Annotated in this window: 19 protein-coding genes; 8 read left to right on the top strand and 11 right to left on the bottom strand. The window is 66.5% G+C overall.

Annotated elements, in window-relative coordinates:
• The first annotated feature begins 34 nt into the window (after window positions 1–34).
• From ACZ42P_RS04965 to ACZ42P_RS04935, 7 genes are all read left to right on the top strand, one after another.
• Entirely contained in the window at window positions 35–2,338 is a 2,304-nt protein-coding gene (locus tag ACZ42P_RS04965; RefSeq protein ID WP_464898983.1) for a putative bifunctional diguanylate cyclase/phosphodiesterase, read from the top strand.
• Between the two features lie 28 nt (window positions 2,339–2,366).
• Window positions 2,367–2,924, top strand: coding sequence for a metallophosphoesterase family protein (locus ACZ42P_RS04960; protein WP_464898982.1), 558 nt, complete (start codon window positions 2,367–2,369; stop codon window positions 2,922–2,924).
• Between the two features lie 248 nt (window positions 2,925–3,172).
• Window positions 3,173–4,459 (top strand): CoB--CoM heterodisulfide reductase iron-sulfur subunit A family protein, encoded by a 1,287-nt coding sequence (locus tag ACZ42P_RS04955; protein ID WP_464898981.1) that lies wholly within the window; start codon window positions 3,173–3,175, stop codon window positions 4,457–4,459.
• A gap of 4 nt (window positions 4,460–4,463) precedes the next feature.
• Complete coding sequence (locus tag ACZ42P_RS04950) at window positions 4,464–6,665, top strand: FAD-dependent oxidoreductase (protein ID WP_464898980.1); 2,202 nt, start codon at window positions 4,464–4,466, stop codon at window positions 6,663–6,665.
• A 10-nt stretch (window positions 6,666–6,675) separates the two neighbouring features.
• Window positions 6,676–7,299, top strand: a complete 624-nt coding sequence (locus ACZ42P_RS04945) for a 4Fe-4S dicluster domain-containing protein (protein WP_464898979.1) — start codon at window positions 6,676–6,678, stop codon at window positions 7,297–7,299.
• Between the two features lie 12 nt (window positions 7,300–7,311).
• Window positions 7,312–8,211, top strand: a complete 900-nt coding sequence (locus ACZ42P_RS04940) for a CoB--CoM heterodisulfide reductase iron-sulfur subunit B family protein (RefSeq protein WP_464898978.1) — start codon at window positions 7,312–7,314, stop codon at window positions 8,209–8,211.
• 74 nt (window positions 8,212–8,285) lie between these two features.
• Window positions 8,286–8,600, top strand: a complete 315-nt coding sequence (locus ACZ42P_RS04935; RefSeq protein WP_464898977.1) for a hypothetical protein — start codon at window positions 8,286–8,288, stop codon at window positions 8,598–8,600.
• A 28-nt stretch (window positions 8,601–8,628) separates the two neighbouring features.
• Here ACZ42P_RS04935 and ACZ42P_RS04930 read toward each other — a convergent pair whose 3' ends face one another.
• The 9 genes from ACZ42P_RS04930 to hyfB all read right to left on the bottom strand — a co-directional run bounded on the left by ACZ42P_RS04930 (window position 8,629) and on the right by hyfB (window position 18,178).
• Complete coding sequence (locus ACZ42P_RS04930) at window positions 8,629–9,945, bottom strand: EAL and HDOD domain-containing protein (RefSeq protein WP_464898976.1); 1,317 nt, start codon at window positions 9,943–9,945, stop codon at window positions 8,629–8,631.
• A 105-nt stretch (window positions 9,946–10,050) separates the two neighbouring features.
• Complete coding sequence (locus ACZ42P_RS04925; RefSeq protein WP_464898975.1) at window positions 10,051–10,599, bottom strand: cob(I)yrinic acid a,c-diamide adenosyltransferase; 549 nt, start codon at window positions 10,597–10,599, stop codon at window positions 10,051–10,053.
• A 69-nt stretch (window positions 10,600–10,668) separates the two neighbouring features.
• Entirely contained in the window at window positions 10,669–10,986 is a 318-nt protein-coding gene (locus ACZ42P_RS04920) for a DUF3579 domain-containing protein (RefSeq protein ID WP_464898974.1), read from the bottom strand.
• Window positions 10,987–11,040: 54 nt separating this feature from the next.
• A complete protein-coding gene (locus tag ACZ42P_RS04915) occupies window positions 11,041–11,583 on the bottom strand; it encodes an NADH-quinone oxidoreductase subunit B family protein (protein ID WP_464898973.1) in 543 nt (180 codons plus the stop codon).
• Window positions 11,584–13,122: a hydrogenase large subunit gene (locus ACZ42P_RS04910; RefSeq protein WP_464898972.1), complete on the bottom strand. Its 1,539-nt coding sequence runs from the start codon at window positions 13,120–13,122 to the stop codon at window positions 11,584–11,586.
• A gap of 4 nt (window positions 13,123–13,126) precedes the next feature.
• Complete coding sequence (locus tag ACZ42P_RS04905) at window positions 13,127–14,578, bottom strand: hydrogenase 4 subunit F (protein WP_464898971.1); 1,452 nt, start codon at window positions 14,576–14,578, stop codon at window positions 13,127–13,129.
• 1 nt (window position 14,579) lies between these two features.
• Window positions 14,580–15,242 carry a formate hydrogenlyase gene (locus ACZ42P_RS04900; RefSeq protein WP_464898970.1) on the bottom strand — a complete coding sequence of 221 codons (663 nt, stop codon included), beginning with the start codon at window positions 15,240–15,242 and terminating at the stop codon, window positions 14,580–14,582.
• The gene (locus ACZ42P_RS04895) at window positions 15,242–16,186 is read right to left on the bottom strand and encodes a respiratory chain complex I subunit 1 family protein (protein WP_464898969.1); all 945 of its coding nucleotides are present in this window, start codon (window positions 16,184–16,186) and stop codon (window positions 15,242–15,244) included. Before ACZ42P_RS04895 ends, ACZ42P_RS04900 begins: the two co-directional genes overlap by 1 nt.
• Before the next feature lie 3 nt (window positions 16,187–16,189).
• Window positions 16,190–18,178, bottom strand: a complete 1,989-nt coding sequence (gene hyfB, locus ACZ42P_RS04890) for a hydrogenase 4 subunit B (RefSeq protein WP_464898968.1) — start codon at window positions 18,176–18,178, stop codon at window positions 16,190–16,192.
• A 104-nt stretch (window positions 18,179–18,282) separates the two neighbouring features.
• On the opposite strand from hyfB, the gene ACZ42P_RS04885 reads away from it, so the two are divergent.
• A complete protein-coding gene (locus tag ACZ42P_RS04885; RefSeq protein ID WP_464898967.1) occupies window positions 18,283–18,474 on the top strand; it encodes a CopG family transcriptional regulator in 192 nt (63 codons plus the stop codon).
• A gap of 15 nt (window positions 18,475–18,489) precedes the next feature.
• Here ACZ42P_RS04885 and ACZ42P_RS04880 read toward each other — a convergent pair whose 3' ends face one another.
• Together ACZ42P_RS04880 and ACZ42P_RS04875 are read right to left on the bottom strand one after the other, a co-directional pair.
• Window positions 18,490–19,050: an LbetaH domain-containing protein gene (locus tag ACZ42P_RS04880; protein ID WP_464898966.1), complete on the bottom strand. Its 561-nt coding sequence runs from the start codon at window positions 19,048–19,050 to the stop codon at window positions 18,490–18,492.
• A 55-nt stretch (window positions 19,051–19,105) separates the two neighbouring features.
• Window positions 19,106–19,567 (bottom strand): universal stress protein, encoded by a 462-nt coding sequence (locus ACZ42P_RS04875; protein WP_464898965.1) that lies wholly within the window; start codon window positions 19,565–19,567, stop codon window positions 19,106–19,108.

The raw sequence follows: 19,567 nt of genomic DNA, 5'->3' as shown, positions 1-19,567 counted from the left end.
CCACCTGCTCTATCTCAAACAGGTGGTGGACCGGGTGCTGACGGGCGGCCCTGCCGGGGAGCTGCCGGCCCCGGCCTACTGGAGCTGGTACGAAAGCGTGGATGCCGACCTGGTCAAGGCGCTGCCCACGGCCGAGCTGCGCGAGGCCTGGGAAAGCCTCGGGCGCGTGCACCGGCGCTTCCTGCGGGCCGCCGAGGGGGCGCTGGCAGCGGCCGCCAAAGGCGACCAGCCGCGGGCGCGGGCGCTGCTCGACGAGGCCTTCGCCGCCTCCAACGAGCTCACCGGGCTGCTGGTGGGCGGCGCCATGGCGGAGCTTCTGCACCAGATCAAGATCCACGAGCGTCAGCTCGCCGCCCGCTACGAGAACGAGTTCCTCGAGGCCGCCCACATGGGGCGCTTCGCGGTGCGCCTTGCCGACCTGGTGATCGTCGATGCCGACGACAATTTCCTCCAGTTCTGCGGCTATGCCCGCGAGGAACTGGTGGGCGACACGGTAGAGCGACTGTTCGGCAAGCGTGCCTGGGAGCGAGTGCTGGAGGCCGCGCAGGGCGGCGGACGGGTGTCGGTCAAGGCGCGCTACCGTACCGGCGAGGCGGTGGTGCTGGAACTCACGCCCTTCATCGAAAGGGAGAACGGTGAGGAAATCCTGCGTGCCTTCGCCCTCAACGTCACCGAGGCGGAGGCCGCCGCCCAGCAGCGGCGGCTGCTGGCCACGGCCATGGAGGTGTCGGCCCAGGCCGTGCTCATCACCGATGCCGACTTCCGCATCATCTACGCCAACCCCGCCTTCACCCGCATCACCGGCTACGAGGTGGAGGAGGTGCTGGGCAAGAATCCGCGCTTCCTGCAGGGGCCTGACACCAGCCAGGCGACGCGCATGGCCATCCGCGAGGCCCTGGCCGCGGGCAAGCCGGTGCACGTGGAAATCCTCAACTACCGCAAGGACGGCAGCCCCTACTGGCTGGACCTGTCCATCGTGCCCGTGCGCGACGAGCAGGGGGAGATCACCCACTACGTGTCCAGCCAGATGGACATCACCGAGCGCAAGCAGGCCGAGCAGGAAATCGCGCGCATGGCGCTGGAGGATCACCTCACCGGCCTGCCCAACCGGCGCGCCGCGGAGGACCGGCTGGAACTGGAATGGAACCGGGCGCGCCGCGAGCGCGGCACCTTCGCCATCGCCATCGTCGACATCGACCGCTTCAAACTGGTGAACGACCAGTACGGTCATCACGTGGGGGACGAGGTGCTGCGCCACGTGGCCGAAGTGATGGCAGCCACCCTGCGTGGCGGCGACTGGGTCGCACGCTGGGGCGGCGAGGAATTCATCGTCTGCTTCCATGACCTCGACTGCCGGGGCGCCCAGGCGGCAGCGGAGCGGCTGCGCAAGCAGGTGAAGGCCAGGCCCATCCGCCTGCCCCAGGGCGAGCTGCCGGTGACGGTGAGCATGGGGGTATCCCTCTACGGCCCGGAACATGCTCACGTGGATGCCATGCTGGCCCAGGCCGATGCCCTCCTCTACGAGGCCAAGGTGGGCGGTCGCGACCGGGTGGTGTGCGCCCGCTCCACCACCCAGCGCAAGGGGGGCGTGATCTGGGAAGGCAGCCAGGTGCAGAGCGCCCTGCGCGAGGGTCGGGTGGTGCCCGCCTTTCAGGCCATCGTCGATCTGCGCACCGGCCAGGTGGTGGCCGAGGAGGCCCTGGCGCGCATCCGCGCGGCCGACGGCACTCTCATCCCCGCGCAGGGTTTCATCCAGGCCGCGGAGGCGCTGCACCTGGTGGCCGCCATCGACCAGACCATCTCCTCCGCCGCCATGGACCGCTGTGCCCGCAGTGTCGGGCAGGGGGAGCGCCTGGCCCACTTCATCAACCTCTCCCCCCAGTTTCTCGCCAACGCAGAGGAGGTGGAGGGGCTGCTCGCCCGGGCCCGCGGCTATTGCCAGGGCTGCGGTCTGACGGAGGAGGCGGTGAAGCCCCTGGTGATCGAGATCACCGAGCGGCAGTCGGGTGACATCCTGGCCCTCAAGAGGCATCTGAAGCCCCTCACCGACTTCGGCTTCCGGCTGGCCCTGGACGACTTCGGCAGCGGCTATTCCTCCTTTCTCTACCTCGCGGAGCTGCCGGTGCACTTCCTCAAGATCGAGGGCTGGATGGTGAGCCGCATCATCCAGGATGCGCGCGTGCGCCAGCTGGTGGAGACCCTGGTGGCTACTGCACGCCGGTTCGACATCATCACCGTCGCCGAGTGTGTCGAGACCGCGGAAACCGCCCAGGTCCTGTGCGACATCGGCGTGGACTGGGCACAGGGCTATTACTTCTCGCGGCCGCGGCTGGAGTAATATCCGCACTTTTTGCCACGGGTGCGTGATGAAAATCTGCATTCTCTCCGACAGCCACGACAACCGCCGTCTGCTCGACCATGCCGTCGAGGACGCCAGGGCGCGCGGCGCCGAGGCGGTGCTCCATTGCGGCGACGTGGTGGCGCCCACCACCCTGCGCGTGCTGAAGAAGCATGGCCTGCCGGTGCATGTCATCCACGGCAACAACATGGGGGACACCTTCAGCATGAGCAGGCTCGCCCAGGAGCCCGGCAGCCTGATCCACTATTACGGGGCCGATGCCGGCATCGTGCTGGGTGGGCGCAACATCTTCCTCGTGCATTACCCCCACTACGCACGGGGAATGGCCGCCACCGGTGAGTGGGACCTGGTCTGCTGCGGCCACGAACACCGCCCCGAAATCGCCTGGCTGCCCAACATCAAGGGCGGCCGCACCCTGCTCATCAACCCGGGCACGGTGGGGGGCGTGGGCAATCCTCCAACCTATGTGCTGGGGGATCTCGCCTCCATGGAATTCCAAGTACGCGACGTGCCGGCGCAGCCCGGCGAGCTTTGCAACATGCCGCGCGTGACGCCCCATACCTGAGTGCCAAGTCGTTCTCGCAACGGGAAAATCCGGGCTGCCCGGTCAAATTTGGGGGGTCTATCGGCACATAAGAAATTTGAATTGTCTTTGGCCGGAGGGAATCTGGAAGCGCCGCATAAACGGGAGTAACATTCGACGGCTACAAACAGCGCCTGCGATGCCCGGCGGGCGACGAAAAGATCCGAGTTCCCAACGGTCGGCGGCGCAGGCCGCGGGTCGTCAACCCATCCGTGTTTGGAGGAGACCTCATGACGGACGTAGTGGCAACCAACCAGACGATCCTGGTGGTGGGCGGAGGCATCAGCGGCATGACGGCGGCCCTGGAGGCGGCCGAATGCGGCAAGGACGTCATCCTGCTGGAGAAGAATCCCTCCCTGGGCGGCCGCGTCTCCCAGCTGTATCGCTACTTTCCCAAACTGTGCCATCCCACCTGCGGTCTGGAGATCAACCTGCGCCGCATCAAGGGCAACAAGCGCGTGCGCGTATTCACCCTGGCGGAGGTGACGGGCATCAGCGGCGGCCCCGGCGATTACACGGTGGACGTCAAACTTTCTCCCCGCTACGTGAACGAGAACTGCACCGCCTGCGGGGACTGCGCCCGGGCCGTGGAGGGCGAGATTCCGGATGCCTTCAACTATGGCCTGAGCAAGACCAAGGTCGCCTACCTGCCCCATGCCATGGCCTACCCCATGCGCTATGTGCTGGATCCCTCCGCCATCGGCACGCCGGATGCGGAAAAGGCCAAGGCGGCCTGCAAATACGGCGCCATCGACCTGGACATGAAGGAAGAGCACATCCAGCTCAAGGCGGGCGCCGTGGTCTGGGCCACCGGCTGGCGTCCCTATGACGCGGCCAAGATCCAGCCCTACGGCTACGACCGTTACGCCAATGTGATCACCAGCGTGGAATTCGAGCGGCTGGCCGATCCCCATGGTCCCACCGGCGGGCGCATCCTGCGTCCCTCGGACGGCAAGGAGGCGAAGAACATCGCCTTCATCCAGTGCGCCGGCTCGCGTGACGAAAACCACCTGCGCCACTGCTCGCGCATCTGCTGCATGGCGTCCCTCAAGCAAACCCATTACGTGACGGAAAAATTCGGCGACGAGGCCAAGTCCACCATCTACTACATCGACATCCGCGCCATCGACCGTTTCGAGGACTTCTACGCCAAGGTCAAGGCCAACCCCAACGTGAAGTTCATCAAATCCAAGGTGGCGCGCATCGTCGAGGATGAAAAGACCGGCAACCCCATCCTGCACGGCGTGGACACCGAGGGCTATCACCGCTATGCCAACGAGCACGATCTGGTGGTGCTGGCCATCGGCATGGAACCGTCGGTGCCGGCGGGCAGCCTCCCGGTGCAGGTGGTGGCCGATTCCAGCGGCTTCATCCAGGTGGACGAGGCCAACGGCGGCATCTTCCCGGCGGGTTGCGCCAGCAACGCGCTGGACGTGAACCGGGCGGTGCAATCGGCGACGGCGAGCGCCTTGCGCGCGATCCAGGTCGTCAACCAGGTGGCAAGGGCGGAGGCTTGAGAAAATGGCAGATCAGAAAACGGCAGCATACATTTGCCAGGGCTGCGGTCTGGGCGAGCGGCTGGACACCCGCCAGCTGGCGCAGGTGGCCCAGCGCGACGGCAAGATGAATCTGGTGCGCGAGCATCCCTTCCTGTGCAGCAGCGAAGGGGTGGCGATGATCCGGAACGACATCGAAAACGAAGGGGTGACCCACATCGCCATCGCCGCCTGTTCCCGGCGTGCCAAGACCGAGGCGTTCCACTTTCCCACCGTGGCCATGTCCCGCGCCAACCTGCGTGAGGGCGTGATCTGGATCCGTCCCGAGGGGGACGAGCATCAGGAAACCACCCAGGAGATGGCCGACGACTACGTGCGCATGGCCTGCGCCGAGGTCAAGAAAATGGTGCAGCCCGCCGGCAATCCGGCGGCGGCGCGCAATGACACCGTGCTGGTGGTGGGCGGCGGCATCAGCGGCATGACGGCCGCCCTGGAAGCGTCCAAGGCCGGTTATCGCGTGGTGCTGGTGGAGAAGACCGGGGCCCTGGGCGGCATGGCCGCGAAGCTCTGGAAGCGGGTCGCCTACAAGGAACCCTTCGCGGACCCGGCCGACACCGGGGTGGATGACCTGATCGCCCGGGTGCAGGCCGACAAGAACATCAAGGTCTATCTCAACGCCACGGTCGCCAAAACCGATGGCGCGCCCGGGCGCTTCACCATCGACATCGCCACCGAGTCCGGCAGCATCAGCCAGGAACATGTGGGTTCCATCGTCCAGGCCTCCGGCTTCACGCTGTACGACATGAAAAAACTCCCCGAGCTGGGAGGCGGGCTGCCCCACGTGGTGGATCAGCTGGGGCTGGAGGAGCTGGCCCGTGCCGCCAACGGGGGCCCCATCAAGCGCGCCGACGGGGTCGAGGTCAAGACCGTGGTGTTCGTCCAGTGTGCCGGCCAGCGGGATCCCAGCGGCACGCACCTGGCCTACTGCTCCGGCCACTGCTGCCTGACCAGCATCAAGCAGGCGATGTACTTCAAGGATCGCAATCCGGACGTGGACACCGTGGTCATCTTCGATGACCTGCGCACGCCCGGCAATGGCGAGGATTTCTACCGCAGCGCCCAGCGCAAGGGTGTGACCTTCACCAAGGGCAAGGTGTCCAGCGTGGTCAGCGCGGGCAATGGCCTCAAGGTGACCTTCCACGATCTGATCCTGGACGACAAAAACGCCACCATCGACGCCGATCTGGTGGTGCTCGCCACCGGCCAGGTGCCCAATTCCGGCGTGAACATCGACCAGCCGCGGGAAGAGGGGGTGGACGTGAAGCCCATTTCCATCCTCAACCTCAATTACCGCCAGGGCCCGGACGTGCCCCAGCTGGTGCATGGCTTTGCGGATTCCCATTTCATCTGCTTCCCCTACGAATCCCGTCGCACGGGTATCTATCCCACGGGGCCGGTGCGCCGTCCCATGGACATCGCCCAGGCCATGGAAGATGCCACCGGTGCGGCGCTCAAGGCGATCCAGGCCATCGAAAACGCGGCCGCCGGCCGTGCCGCCCACCCCCGTTCCGGGGACCTCTCCTATCCCACCTTCCGGGCGGAGGGCTGCACCCAGTGCAAGCGCTGCACCGTGGAGTGCCCCTTCGGCGCCATCGACGAGGACGAGAAGCGTTATCCGGTATTCAACGAAAGCCGTTGCCGCCGCTGCGGCACCTGCATGGGCGCCTGCCCGGTGCGCGTGATCTCCTTCGAGAACTACTCGGTGGATACCGTGGGTTCCCAGATCAAGGCGGTGGACATTCCGGACGAATTCTCGGAAAAGCCGCGCATCCTGGTGCTTGCCTGCGAGAACGACGCCTACCCGGCGCTGGACATGGCCGGCATGAAGCGCCAGACCTACAGCGCCTTCGTGCGGGTGATCCCGGTGCGCTGCCTGGGTTCGGTCAACCTGATCTGGATCACGGACGCCCTCAACAGCGGCTACGATGGCGTGATGCTCATGGGCTGCAAGCATGGCGAACAGTACCAGTGCCACTTCGTGAAGGGCTCGGAAATGGCGAGCTATCGCCTGTCCAAGGTGGACGACACCCTGAAGAGCCTGAACCTGGAAACGGAGCGGGTGCAGAACTATGAAGTGGCGATCACCGACATCGAGCGCGTGCCGCAGCTGATCAACGACTATGCCGAGAAGATCAAGGAAATCGGCATGAGCCCGTTCAAGTTCTAGGAGGCGGATGATGAGCGATCTCAATGCCCAGGCCATCAAGAAATACGGCAACAACTTCCTCAAGGAGGTTGAGGCCAACGTCGAGGAGGGCGAATGGGTCAAGATGTGCATGCAGTGCGGCGTGTGCTCGGGCTCCTGTCCCTTCGGGCCCCACTGGGCGCATCCGCCCCAGGAAATCTTCATGATGATCCGGGCGGGCAAGCGCGAGGAGGTGCTGACCTCCGATTCCATGTGGATGTGCACCTCCTGCTACAACTGCATCGTGCGCTGCCCGCGCAAGCTGCCCATCACCCACATCATGCACGGCCTGGCCAACTATGCGCACCGTCTGGGACTGGCGCCCAAGAACCAGCCCACCCGGGTATTCGCCAAGATGTTCTGGGACAACATCGTCAAGACCGGGCGTGTGAACGAACTCAAGCTGTCCCTGGGCCTGTATTTCAAGGACGGCATCGGCCCCGGCATCAAGACCGCGCTGGCGATGAAGGACATTGGGCTCGGCATGCTCAAGGCCAAGCGTCTCAATCCCCTGGAGCTGGTCAAGGGCCACGGCTGCAAGGACACCAGGGGCATCCATGCCATGCTGAAAAAGGCCCGGGAGATCGAAGACCGGCGCAAGGGCTTCGCGGCCTAAGGAGAGAGGAAGATGGCGAAAAAGCAATACGCGTTCTATCCCGGGTGCTCATCGCAAAAGGGCGCCTCGGCCTCCAACTATCTGACTTCGGTCCAGTCCATGTGCAAGGTGCTGGATATCGAGCTCAACGAGATTCCGGACTGGAACTGCTGCGGGGCGTCCATCGGTTATGCCGAGGGCGGCGAACTGCCCCGCCATGTGATGAACGCCCGCAACCTGGCACTCGCCGAAAAAGAGCTGCCGGGGCAGCAGGTGGTGGCCACCTGTGCCGCCTGCTGGCTGTCGGCGCGGGAAACCAAGGAGCGGCTGGCCCACAACAGCACGCTGTTCAATGATGCCAACGAGGCGCTCAAGGAAGCGGGATTGCAGTATCAGGGCAAGGTCGAGGTGCGCCACATGGTGGAAGTGCTGGTGGAGGACTTCGGCTACGAGGAACTCAAAAAGCCCGTGGTCAAGCCCCTGGAGGGCATGAAATTCGCCGGCTACGTGGGCTGCCAGACCAACCGCCCCTTCGGCATCCATGGCGAGTCCTTCGAGAATCCGGTTTATCTCGACAAGCTGGTGGAAGCCATGGGCGGCGAGGCCGTGCCCTACGACCAGAAGGTGACCTGTTGCGGCGGCGCCCTGGCCTTTTCGGAACCGGAAAAGAGCCAGAAGCAGATCAAGGACATCGTCGAGTCGGCCTATGACCACGGAGCCGAATTCATCGTCACCCCGTGCCCGCTGTGTCAGGCCAACGTGGAGATCTACCAGGGCGAGGTGAACAAGCGCTACGGCACCAAGTTCAACATGCCCGTGCTGTATTACAGCCAGCTCATGACCCTGGCCTATGGGGGCTCGGCCAAGGACGCGGGCCTAGATGGTCAGGTGATCCGTGCGCCCAAGCTGGAAGCCTTTGCGGCCAAGAAGTGATCCGGCACGGCGTGTAGGCAATGGGGGGCGGTTGTCGGGCCGCCCCCGTTTCATTTGAGAGGCGAACCATGCAGATGAGAGGTCCCAAGACCTGGGATGAGTACCTGGACCTGGTGCACCAGGCAGTGTACGAGGTGGACGAGCTGCGGGCCTGCCTCCTGGACGAGGAGGAGCTGGACGATGTGGACCTGTACAACCAGTACCTCGGCCCCCTCGACAAGTCCCTGCGCGAACTCTACGACGCCATGACGGCCGGTCGCTACCAGTTCCCGGCCGCGGAGGATCTCCCCTTCATGCCCCTCGTGCGCCAGTACGGGCGCTTCATTCCCTTCCGGGGCCTGCTCGAAGTCATCAACCGGACCCACCGCGAGGGCCTGGCCCAGGAATGAGCGCAGGCCGTGCCCGCGGCGGCTGCGCTCATTTCGCCAGCACGCCCGCCCATTCGATCGCGGCAAGGTGGGCGCGGCTGGCCTCGTTCATGTCCAGCTGGAGCGCGGCGCAAAGCTGGGCGGCCCGCTGCCCGTCATCGTTCTCGAAGGCCAGCGCCAGCTCGAGATAGGGCGCATAACGGCCCTGGCGGTGCACCAGAGCCTGGGTCACTTCCTCCGGCAGATGCAGGCGCGCGGCCACCTCGGACAGCGGCATCCCCAGCAGGGTATCCAGCAGGGAGAACATGCCGGTGATGAAAAGGTAGTTGCCGTCCCGGCTGGACAGCCGGGACTGGCCCAGGAGCTCGGCCAGGCGACCGCGAATCACCGCGGTGTTGAGCAGCAGGCGCTGGGCCGCGGTGAGATCCACGCCGGCGAAGATGAGCAGGCTGAGCCAGCGCCAGAGGAAATCGTAGCCCAGCAGCATGACTGCGTCGCGAATCGACGATACCTTGTACTGAAGCCCGATGCCCGCGGAATTGATGTAGCAAAGCAGGCTGTAGCACAGGGCCACGTCGTGCTTGAAGGCGTTCTCGATTCTGGCCACGTCGGCCTGGCCGATCACCAGGTTGAAGATTTCCATCACCCGCGCGCGGCTGGGGTCGAGCCGGTTGACTGCCAGGGTCTGGGCGGGGGCGAGCAGCCGTCCCTGGTAGAACTCGAAGCCGAAGGCGCGACAGGCTTCGAAATCGGTGCGGCTGTTCACGTTGCGCACGAGGCGCTGCAGGTGCTGTGGTCTGGCCAGGCGATCGATGCGCGCGATTTCCTGGAGGGGCGTGAGAGCGAGGTCATAGACCACGAGACTCGCGGTCTTGCGCGCCTCGAGCAGCCCCGGCTCGTTCCCCATCCAGCGCCGGCCCAGTTGGAAGCCACGCCCGTGCAAGGTGGCGAGACGGCTGAGGAGGGCATCGTCCAGCGCCTCGGGCAGGGTGTATTCCAGTACGAAACGCTGCCTCGGGATGAGCTCCACCAGATCGCTGAACAGGGCAGGCAGGCCGAGGCGCAGGAAACCCATCTTGTCGCCCAGGGCCTGCTCCACGCCGAACCGGGTCAGGGTGTCCACAAGGAGGCTGATCTCCTCGTCGGGGTCGCGCGGCGGCGCCGGGGGCACCATCCCGCCGGGGCGGACCAGCAGCTCGTAGCCCACCACCCGTTCCGTGGCGTCGAACACGGGCTCGCGCGCGAGGAAAACGGTCCGGGGCTGTTCCCGACCGCTTCCGGTGGCGTCGCCGGCCGACGGATCCGACTGGGGTGGGGCGGCTGTCCCAGGCCGCTCGGGCGGCCGGGGTGGGAATGTCCAGGGCATGGGAAACGCTCCGCTTATGCCGCCTTTTACGTCCGGATATCCGGGATCTTGAGCGTTTTATCCATGACAACATTGTCATGGCGGCGGTGCGGCAGGTGGCGGCGGTCAGCCGCGCGGCTGCCACAGCACGTCCGGCTGGCCGAGCTGGCGGTTGATGGCCCGTGCCAGCACGAACAGCAGGTCGGACAGTCGGTTGAGATAGCGCAGCGCCGCCGGCGAGACGGCTTCCCCGCCGGCGAGGGCCACCAGGCTGCGTTCCGCCCGCCGGCATACCGCACGCGCGAGGTGGCAGAGCGCAGCCGGCGGACTGCCGCCGGGCAGGATGAACTCGCGCAGGGGGGGCAGTGGCGCGTTCAGCGCTTCCAGGTCCTGCTCCAGTTGCAACGCCATGGCATCGGTCATGCGCGTGTGACCGGGAATGGATACCTCCCCGCCCAGCTCGAACAGCTCGTGCTGGATGCGCGTAAGCAGCGCCCGAAACTCCGCGGGAAGCAGCGGTTCCGCCAGAAGCAGGCCGAGGGTGCTGTTCAGTTCGTCGATGTCCCCCAAAGCGGCGATGCGGGGGGCGTGCTTGGGCAGACGACTGCCATCACCGAGGCCGGTGGTGCCGTCGTCTCCGGTGCGGGTGGTGATGCGGCTCAGGCGGTGGCCCATGGACACGGCTTCCAAGGTGAGACCGGCCCGATTGTCCCACAGGGCCGCGCAGGCGCAAAGGCGCGGCCGTCAGGCGCTGGCGGGTGGCAGGGGCAGGGCGCGCGCGCCGCTGCGCCGGTCCGCGAGAATGCGCAGGCGGTTGGCGCGGGCGAATTCCATCACGAAGGCGTAAGCTGCGGGGTCGGCCTGCTCCAGGCCACGCGCCACCACCAGGCATTTCTCCCCGTCGATGATGCAGGGGTGCACGCTGGCGGAATAGTGCAGCCGCCGGTTCTCGTCGAAACTCGCCAGGGCGGAGGAAATGCGCTCCACCCAGTCCCCGGGACGCAGCTTGCGCCCGTCCTCCTGCAGGCTGGAGATGATCAGGTAGTCTTCGGGGTCGTCCATGGCGTTCGTCTCCCGGTTCACCTGCCAGGATTTACGGCCGCCCGGACCGCGACTTTAGGCCCCGGCCGCCTCGGCGCGGCTGGCCGGGCTGGCGCGCACGGCGCTGAGGATGCCCGCCAGAATCTGCCGCGGGTCGGGCGGGCAGCCCGGCACCACCACGTCCACCGGAATCACGTTGGCGATGCGTCCGCGGCTGGCGTAGGACTCGCCGAACAGGCCGCCGTCGGCGGCGCAGTCGCCCACGGCCACCACCCATTTCGGGTCCGGGGTGGCCTCGAAGGTGCGGCGCAGTGCCGTTTCCAGATGGACCGAGACCGGGCCGGTCACCAGCAGGACGTCCGCGTGCCGGGGGCTGGCCGCGAACTTCACGCCGGCACCCTCGATGTTGTAGTGGGGGCCGTTCATGGCGTGGATTTCCAGTTCGCAGCCATTGCAGGAGCCGGCATCCACATGGCGCACCACTACGGCGCGCCCGAAGACCCTGAGGATCTCCTCGTTCAGGGCGCGCGTTTGCGCTGCTAGGGTGTCGGGCGCCGGTGGCGGTTCCGAAACGATGCCGGTCTTGAATAGCTGGCGCAGGATGATCCGGGCAGGCATCTACAGGTCCGCTCCGCTGTAGGACAGATTGAAGGATTTGTTGATGAGGGGGAAGTCCGGCACGATGTTGCCCAGCACCGCCAGTTCCAGCAGCGGCCAGTTCTGCCAGGAGGGATCATGGGGATGCACCCGGTCCAGACGGCCGTCGGCCCCCATGCGCGCGTGGACGATCACCGGCCCGCGCCAGCCTTCCACCCAGCCCAGCCCCTCGCACACGCGCTCCGGCGTGGGCAGCGCCTGAGCCAGCGGCCCGGGCGGCAGGTTGTCTGTGATGCGCTCGAGCAAACGCAGGGATTCCAGCAGCTCGCCGGCACGCACCCGCGCCCGTGCCGCCACGTCGCCGCTGCCTTCCAGCACCATCTGCACCTCCAGCGCATCGTAGGGCGGCCAGGGAAACTGCACACGGGCATCCCAGGCCTGGCTGCTTGCCCGGCCGGCGAGACCGATGGCCCCAAGCTGGGCCGCCAGGGCCGGCGTCAGGACCCCGGTGCCCGTGAAGCGGTCCTGCACACCCGCATGTTCTTCGTAGAGCTCGAGCAGCGGCTGCACCTCGTCGCGCGTCGCCCGGGCAAGGCGTACGAGCGCCTGCGCCGCGGTCGCCGTGAGCTCGCAGGCGACACCGCCGGGCACGATGCAGTCGAACAGATAGCGGTGACCGAACCACTCCCGGCAGGCACGCAGCCAGGTTTCCTTGATGCGCCAGAACTGGTTGAAGCCGAAGCCAAGCGCCACGTCGTTGCCGAGATAACCCAGATCGCCCAGATGGTTGACCAGGCGCTCGATTTCCAGGAACAGGGCGCGCAGCCACTGGGCGCGGACCGGTGGCGTGGTCTCCAGCGCGGTTTCCACCGCCATGCAGAAGGCCCAGGCGAAGGCACTGTGGCTGTCGCCGGATACCCGTCCCGCCAGCCGTGCCCCGGTGGCCGGATCCAGTCCTTCGAATCGTTTCTCCACGCCCTTGTGGGTGTAGCCCAGGCGTTCCTCCAGCCGCAGCACCCGGTCGCCGATCACGGAGAAGCGGAAGTGTCCGGGCTCGATCACGCCGGCATGGATCGGGCCCACGGGGATCTCGTGCACACCCTGACCCTCTACGCGCACGAAGGGGTAGGCATCCATAGCCTCGGCCCCTGCTCCGGCGAAGTCGCGCCGCAGGGGGAAGTCTCCGGCCCGCCAGGCGGCGTGGCGTAGCCACTTGCGCCCATCGTCTGCATCCTGCGCGGTCAGGCCCAGCAGGTCGTAGCTGGCGCGCTGCATGCGTGCCGCCTGGGGAAAGATATGGGCGAGGTCGGGGTAGCTGGGCGCGTGCCCATCCAGTGGCGTCCTGGCCCAGATGAGACCCAACGCGGAGAGATAGGCGGTGTGCAGGGTGAAGCCGGCCCCGAGATGCCGGTCATCGCTGCCCCACAGGGCAAGCAGCTGCCCCCCTTCCTCCCGGATGCCGCGGGCGAAGGCGGCCAGTCGCTCGCGTCCGAGCTCGAACTGCCAGACCGGCCCCGCGCCGTGCTGGGGCTGCAGTTTGAGATCGATGTGGTGGGGCATGGCATCAGCCTCCCAGCATGCGCGCGGCCTGGTGATACCAGTCCGCGAGGAACTCCGGAATGTACAGGCCCAGCAGCAAAACCAGTCCCAGATGCAGGAACACGGGCAGCAGCGCCGGCTGATGACGCAGGCGGGGCAGACGCGCCTCACCGAACACCATGGGCTGCACGCGCCCGAAAATGGCAGCGAAGGCGATGCCCAAGGACGCGATCAGGAAGGGCGTGGCCCAGGGATGGTCGTGCATGGCGGTGGTGATGATGAGGAATTCGCTGGCGAACACGCCAAAGGGCGGCACACCGAGGATGGCCACGGTGCCCAGCAGCAGCCCCCAGCCAATGGTCGGGTTGGAGCGGAGCAGTCCACGGATGTCGTCCATGACCTGGGTACCGGCCTTCTGGGTGGCATGGCCCACGGCGAAGAAGATTGCCGATTTGGTAAGGGAATGCATGGTCATGTGCAGCAGGCCGGCGAAGCTGGCGGTCACCCCACCCATCCCAAAGGCGAAGGTGATGAGGCCCATGTGCTCGATGGAGGAGTAGGCGAACATGCGCTTCACGTCCATCTGACGTTTGAGCAGCAGAGCGGCGAGCCCCACACTGGCGATGCCGAAACCCATCATCAGATTGCCGGCCAGCTCGGTGTGCAGGGCGCCGTCCACCAGCACCTTGCCGCGCACCACGGCGTACAGGGCCACGTTGAGCAGCAGGCCCGACAACACCGCCGACACCGGTGTCGGGCCTTCGGCGTGGGCGTCCGGCAGCCAGCTGTGCAGCGGCACCAGCCCCACCTTGGTGCCGTAGCCCACCAGCAGGAAGATGAAGGCGAGCTGCAGCACGACCGGTTCCAGCTGGCCCTTCACCGCGTCCAGGTGGGTCCACAACAGGGCGGTGCCGCCTTCCCCCAGCACGCGCTCCGCGGCGAAATAGAGCAGGATGGTGCCGAACAGCGCCTGGGCGATGCCCACGCCACACAGGATGAAATATTTCCACGCGGCCTCCAGGGAGGCCGGCGTGCGATAGAGGGAGACCAGCAGCACCGTCGCGAGGGTGGCACCCTCCATGGCCACCCAGAGGATACCCATGTTGTTGGTGGTGAGTGCAAGCAGCATCATGGCGAGGAAGACCTGATAGCTCGCGTGGTACATGCGCAGGCGCGCGGCAGCGACCCGGCCATGATCCTCCTCGATGCGCATGTAGGGGCGGGAGAACACCGCCGTGGTGAAACCGACGAAGGCGGTGAGGGCCACCAGGAACACATTGAAGGGATCGATGAAGAACCAGTCATGGGCGAAGGTGAACGGGCCATGGCGGGCCACGTCATGGGCCAGCGCCAGGGTGGCGAGGAAGGTGGCCAGGGAGAACAGGACATTCACCGCGGGCGCGATGCGCCGGTGTCCCAAAAGGGCCAGCACCAGGCCGCCCAGGAGGGGCAGCACGAGTACCCAGATCAGGGCCATGTCAGCGTTCCCTCAGTTTTTCCAGGTGGCGCAAATCCAGCGATTCGAAGGTTTCCCGAATCTGGAAGAAGAAAATCACCAGGACGAACACACCCACCAGCACGTCCAGGGCAATGCCCAGCTCCACCACCAGGGGCATGCCGTAGGTGGCGCTGGTGGCTGCGAAGAACAGGCCGTTTTCCATGGCCAGGAAACCGATCACCTGGGCGATGGCCTGGCGTCGGCTGATCATCATCAGAAAGGACAGCAGGACCACCGCCATGGCGATCCCCAGGGTGGAGCGGGTGACGGTCCCCGCCAGAGCGGAAATCGGTTGAGCCAGGTTGAAGGCGAATATCACCAGCACGATGCCGATCAGCATGGTGGTGGGAATGTTGATGACGGGCTCCACGTCGCGCTCCACGTTGAGCCGTCGCACCAGGCGGAAAAAGATCCAGGGCAGCACGATCACCTTGAGCAGCAGGGTGAGTCCCGCCGACGCGAGCAGGTGGGACTGGGCCGTATGCACGGCGACCAGTGTGGTGGACAGGGCCAGCGCCAGGCCCTGCCAGGCGAACAGCGTGATCAGCCCGATGATGCGCCGCTGCGACAACATTGCAAACGCAATCAGAAGCAGGGTCGCTGCGAGCAGATTGACCAGTTGCAGGGGCAGCGCCAGGGCCATCACGTCTCCAGCAGGAAATGCACCAGCATGCCCAGCACTGCGAGTAGGAAGGCCGTGCCCAGAAACTCCGGCACCCTGAACAGCCGCATCTTGGCGTTGAGGGTTTCCAGGAGAGCGAGGACAAAGCCGCCCAGCGCCAGTTTCAAAGCCAGCATCGCCACCGCCAGCGGCAACCCTGCCCAATGGCCGACGGGGGCGATCCCCCAGGGCAGGAACAGGGCGATGCCCAGCGCCGAATAAGTGAACAGCTTGAGGGCCACCGCCCATTCGATGAGGGCCAGATGCCGCCCCGAGTATTCCAAGATCATGGCCTCGTGGATCATGGTGAGTTCGAGATGGGTGGTGGGGTTGTCCACCGGGATGCGTGCGTTTTCCGCGGTGGACACCATCCAGAAGGCGACGGCGGCGAAGGCCAGGCTGGGATAGATGGCAAACTGCTGGTGGGCGAACACGTCCACGATGGTGGGCAGCGCCGTGGAACGGGCGATCAGGCTGGCGGTGAAGAACACCATGAGCAGGGCCGGTTCCGCCAGGAACGCCACCAGCATTTCCCGGCGTGCCCCCAGCGTGCCGAAGGCGGTGCCCACATCCATCGCGGCCAGGGCCTGGAACATGCGTGCCATGGCGAACAGGCCCACCAGGGCGATGGCGTCCGCGGCGGGCGAAAAGGGCAGATCGTTCATGAGCGTGGGCACGATGCCTGCGGCCAGCACCATGCAGGCAAAGATGGCGTAGGGAGCCAGACGGAACAGGGGCGAGGCCTGGTTCGCCAGCACCACGTCCTTGTGGAACAGGCGGCGCAGCTGGCGATAGGGCATGAGCAGCGAAGGGGCGCGGCGGTTGGACAGCCAGGCGCGGCAGGCGTTGACCCAACCCAGGAGCAGGGGGGCGGCCAGCACCGCCAGCAGGGTCTGGCCCAGTTGCAGGGCGATTCCGCTTTCCATGGGCTAGCGGCTCACGAAGAACAGCAGAAAGGTGAGGGTCGCGAAGCTGTAGAACAGGTACCACTGGATGCGGCCCTGCTGCACGCGCGCCGCCTGCTCCGACAGCCAGGCCACGACCCGTGCCAGCGGTGCATACAGGAGAAACCACAGCCGATCCAGCGTTGCGCCGCGGTAGCGCGGCCTGCGATCGAAGGGATCGGGCACTTCGCGCTCCACCTTCATGAAGCTTTCGAACACGTGGCGGATGGGTTGTCCGAACCCTTCCGCCGTATCCTGCATGCGCGCGTCCTGTTCCGGATAGCCGCAGTCCCAGGCCGCCGAGCGGCGCACCCGGCCGTGGTAGAGCAGGCGTACCCCGAGCGCCGCGAGCAGGAGCACGATCACGATGACCGCCAGCAGCATGCCTGGCGCGTAGCTCGCCCGCTCGGCATCGATGGGCGTCAGGAACAGCCCGTCCCCGACGGGCAGGGACGCGCCGAGCAGGAACCGGCTGGCGGGGGCGATGAGGGTGAGGGCCGCCGAAGGAGCGAGCCCCAGGACGATGCAGCCGGCCGCGAGCCAGAGCATGCCGAAGCGCTCCGGCCAGCCCGCCTCGTGGGCACGCTGGAGTTCCGGGCTGCGCGGCTGGCCGAGGAAGGTCACGCCATAGAGCTTGACCATGACGTAGGCGGCGAGCGCCGCGGCGAGCGCCACGGCGGCGGCCGCCACCGGGATGATCATGTTGAGATAGGGTTGGGTCAGCCCCGGCGTGAACAGGAAGGCCTGCAAAAGCAGCCATTCCGAGGCGAAACCATTGAGGGGTGGCAGCCCCGCGATGGCGAACACGCCGATCAGCATCAAAGTCGCCGTCCAAGGCATGGCACGGATCAGCCCGCCCAGCCCGCCCATCAGGCGCGTGCCCGTGGCGTGCAGCACAGAGCCGGTGCCCACGAACAGCAGACCTTTCATGAGCGCATGGTTGAGCACGTGGTAGAGTGCGGCGGTCAGGGCCAGGGCGGCCAGCGCCGCCTTGTCTTCCGCGCGGAATATGAGGGCGAGGCCAAGGCCGGTGACGATGATGCCGATGTTTTCGATGGACGACCAGGCCAGCAGTCGTTTGATGTCGGACTGCACCGCGGCGAAGATCACGCCATAGAGGGCAGAGACGAGACCCAGCAGAATCAGCAGCGTGCCCCACCAGGCGGGCTGTGCCGGCAGCAGGTCCAGGGTGATGCGCAGAAGCCCGTAGATGGCGGTTTTGAGCATCACGCCCGACATCAGGGCCGATACCGGAGACGGCGCGGCCGGATGCGCCTCCGGCAGCCACACGTGCACCGGCACCAGCCCGGCCTTGGCGCCGAAGCCGAATACCGCGAGCAGGAAGGCCACCGCCGCCCAGAACGGCGTGGGCGTGGCCGCGCGCATCGCATCGAAGGTGTAGGCGCCCTGGCCGCCCTGAATCACGCCGAAGGCCAGCAGCAACGCCACGGCGCCCACGTGGGCCATGAGCAGGTACAGGAAGCCGGCGCGCCGGATCTCATCCACGGCGTGATCGGTGGTGACCAGAAAATACGATGCCAGCGCCATCAGCTCCCAGGCCACCATGAAGGCATAGGCATCGTCTGCCAGCACCACCAGCGCCATGCCTGCCAGGAACAGGTTGTACCAGAGGCCGGTGGTGCGTGCGGTGGCGCCGTCGAGACTCCGGAAATAACCCACGGCATAGACGCTCACCCCGAAGGCCGCCAGGCCCTGCACGGCGAGAAACAGGGCGGACAGGGCGTCCAGGCGCAGGTGGAAGGGCAGGCTCGGCAACCCCAGGGGCAGGATCATGGTCTGGGGTGGGCCATCGAGGGTAGTCAGACTGATGCCTGCAAGAAACAGGGCCACCAGGGCGGAAGCGGCGTAGAGCCGACGCCAGCCGGTGAAAAGCTGCAGCCCGCCCAGGGCCAGCCAGGCCAGCAGGCAACCCCAGGTCAGCTGCAGGGACAGTGCGGGGGCGGTGGACGCCATGGGAAATCTTCGCGGACGGTTGTGGTGATTCTAGTGTTAATGACTTGCAGCTTCAATGTTAATCATATTAACATACAGCCACGTCCCGTCCTGCACGATTTGCCATGGAACAACGCACTGCCCGCCTGACCATCCTGATCGACCCGCGCAAGAAGAAGCTGTTCGAGGAGATCTGCGCGCAGCAGGACCTCACGCCGTCCCAAGTGGTGCGGCGTCTGATCCGGCAGTACATCATCGAACACGCGGGCGACCGCAAGCTGCCCGACTGGCTCGTCCGGGGCAGCGGGCGGGGCTGATTTGCGGGACCCCGCTCAGAACTCGTTGCGGATGCGGTTGTAGCCCTTGACCAGTTCGCGGTTGGCTTCCGCGACGGATTCGGAGAAGCCGGCCACGTCGGGGCTCACCGGCTCGATGTGGGCCAGCTCGGCATCGGAGTGAATGTTGACGGTGGAGGGAATGTAGAAGCCGGGCGGGACGGTGCAGTTCTCCACCACGGAGTTGTGGCGCACCACCGAGCCGTCGCCCACGGTGCAGTTGAACAGCACCGAGTTGAAACCGATGAAGACGTTGTTGCCCACCCGGCATGGGCCATGGACGATGGAGCGGTGGGCGATCGACGTGCCTTCGCCGATGATGACGCCGCCGCCGGCCTTGCAGTGGATGACCACCCCGTCCTGGATGTTGGAATTGGCGCCGATGATGATGGGCTCCATGTCGCCTGCCTCGTTCACCTCGTCGGCGCGGATTACCGCATAGGGACCGATGAACACGTTGTCGCCCACGATCACCTTGCCGCACAGGATGGCGGTGGGATCGACGAAGGCGGAGGCGGCGACGACGGGCAGGTCGCCCCGGGGGTTCTTGCGGATCATGTTGGGCGCGCGGAATAAATCGCCCTATTTTAGCCCGAGACGCGGGCGCGGGGAATCAGAGGGCGGCAGCCAGGGCGCGCACCAGCCGCCCGGTGAGGGTGCGCGGCGGCGGCAGCCGGACCAGCAGCAGGTCGCAGGGTGCATCGCGGCGCGGGCGCCAGCCCGGCCCAAGGCCCGGCTGGGCCGCGGCCAGCACCAGATCCGGCTGCCAGCGTTCCAGGAGTTCGTCGAGCATGACAGTGCGCGGCCCGGCCAGCGCAAGTACCTCTGCCTGGGATGCGCCGATCCTCGCGGCGAGATGTGCGAGACGGCGTTCCAGGGTCGCGGCCAGGGCCGCGCGGGCCTGACCCGGCGTGAGCACGGGCGCCAGGCTGGTTTCCTCGTCGGTGGTATCGGCCACCGTGGCCAGGGCCAGGCGGGCGCCGGTGGCGTGCGCCAGGGCGGTGGCGCGCCGTGCCACCTGCTCGCCATCCGGCGTGAGCTCGATCAGGGCGAGGATGCGCCGGTAGCCCTGCAT

The organism is Thiobacter subterraneus, assembly GCF_055379455.1.
This window is presented reverse-complemented; position numbering and strand designations above follow the sequence as displayed.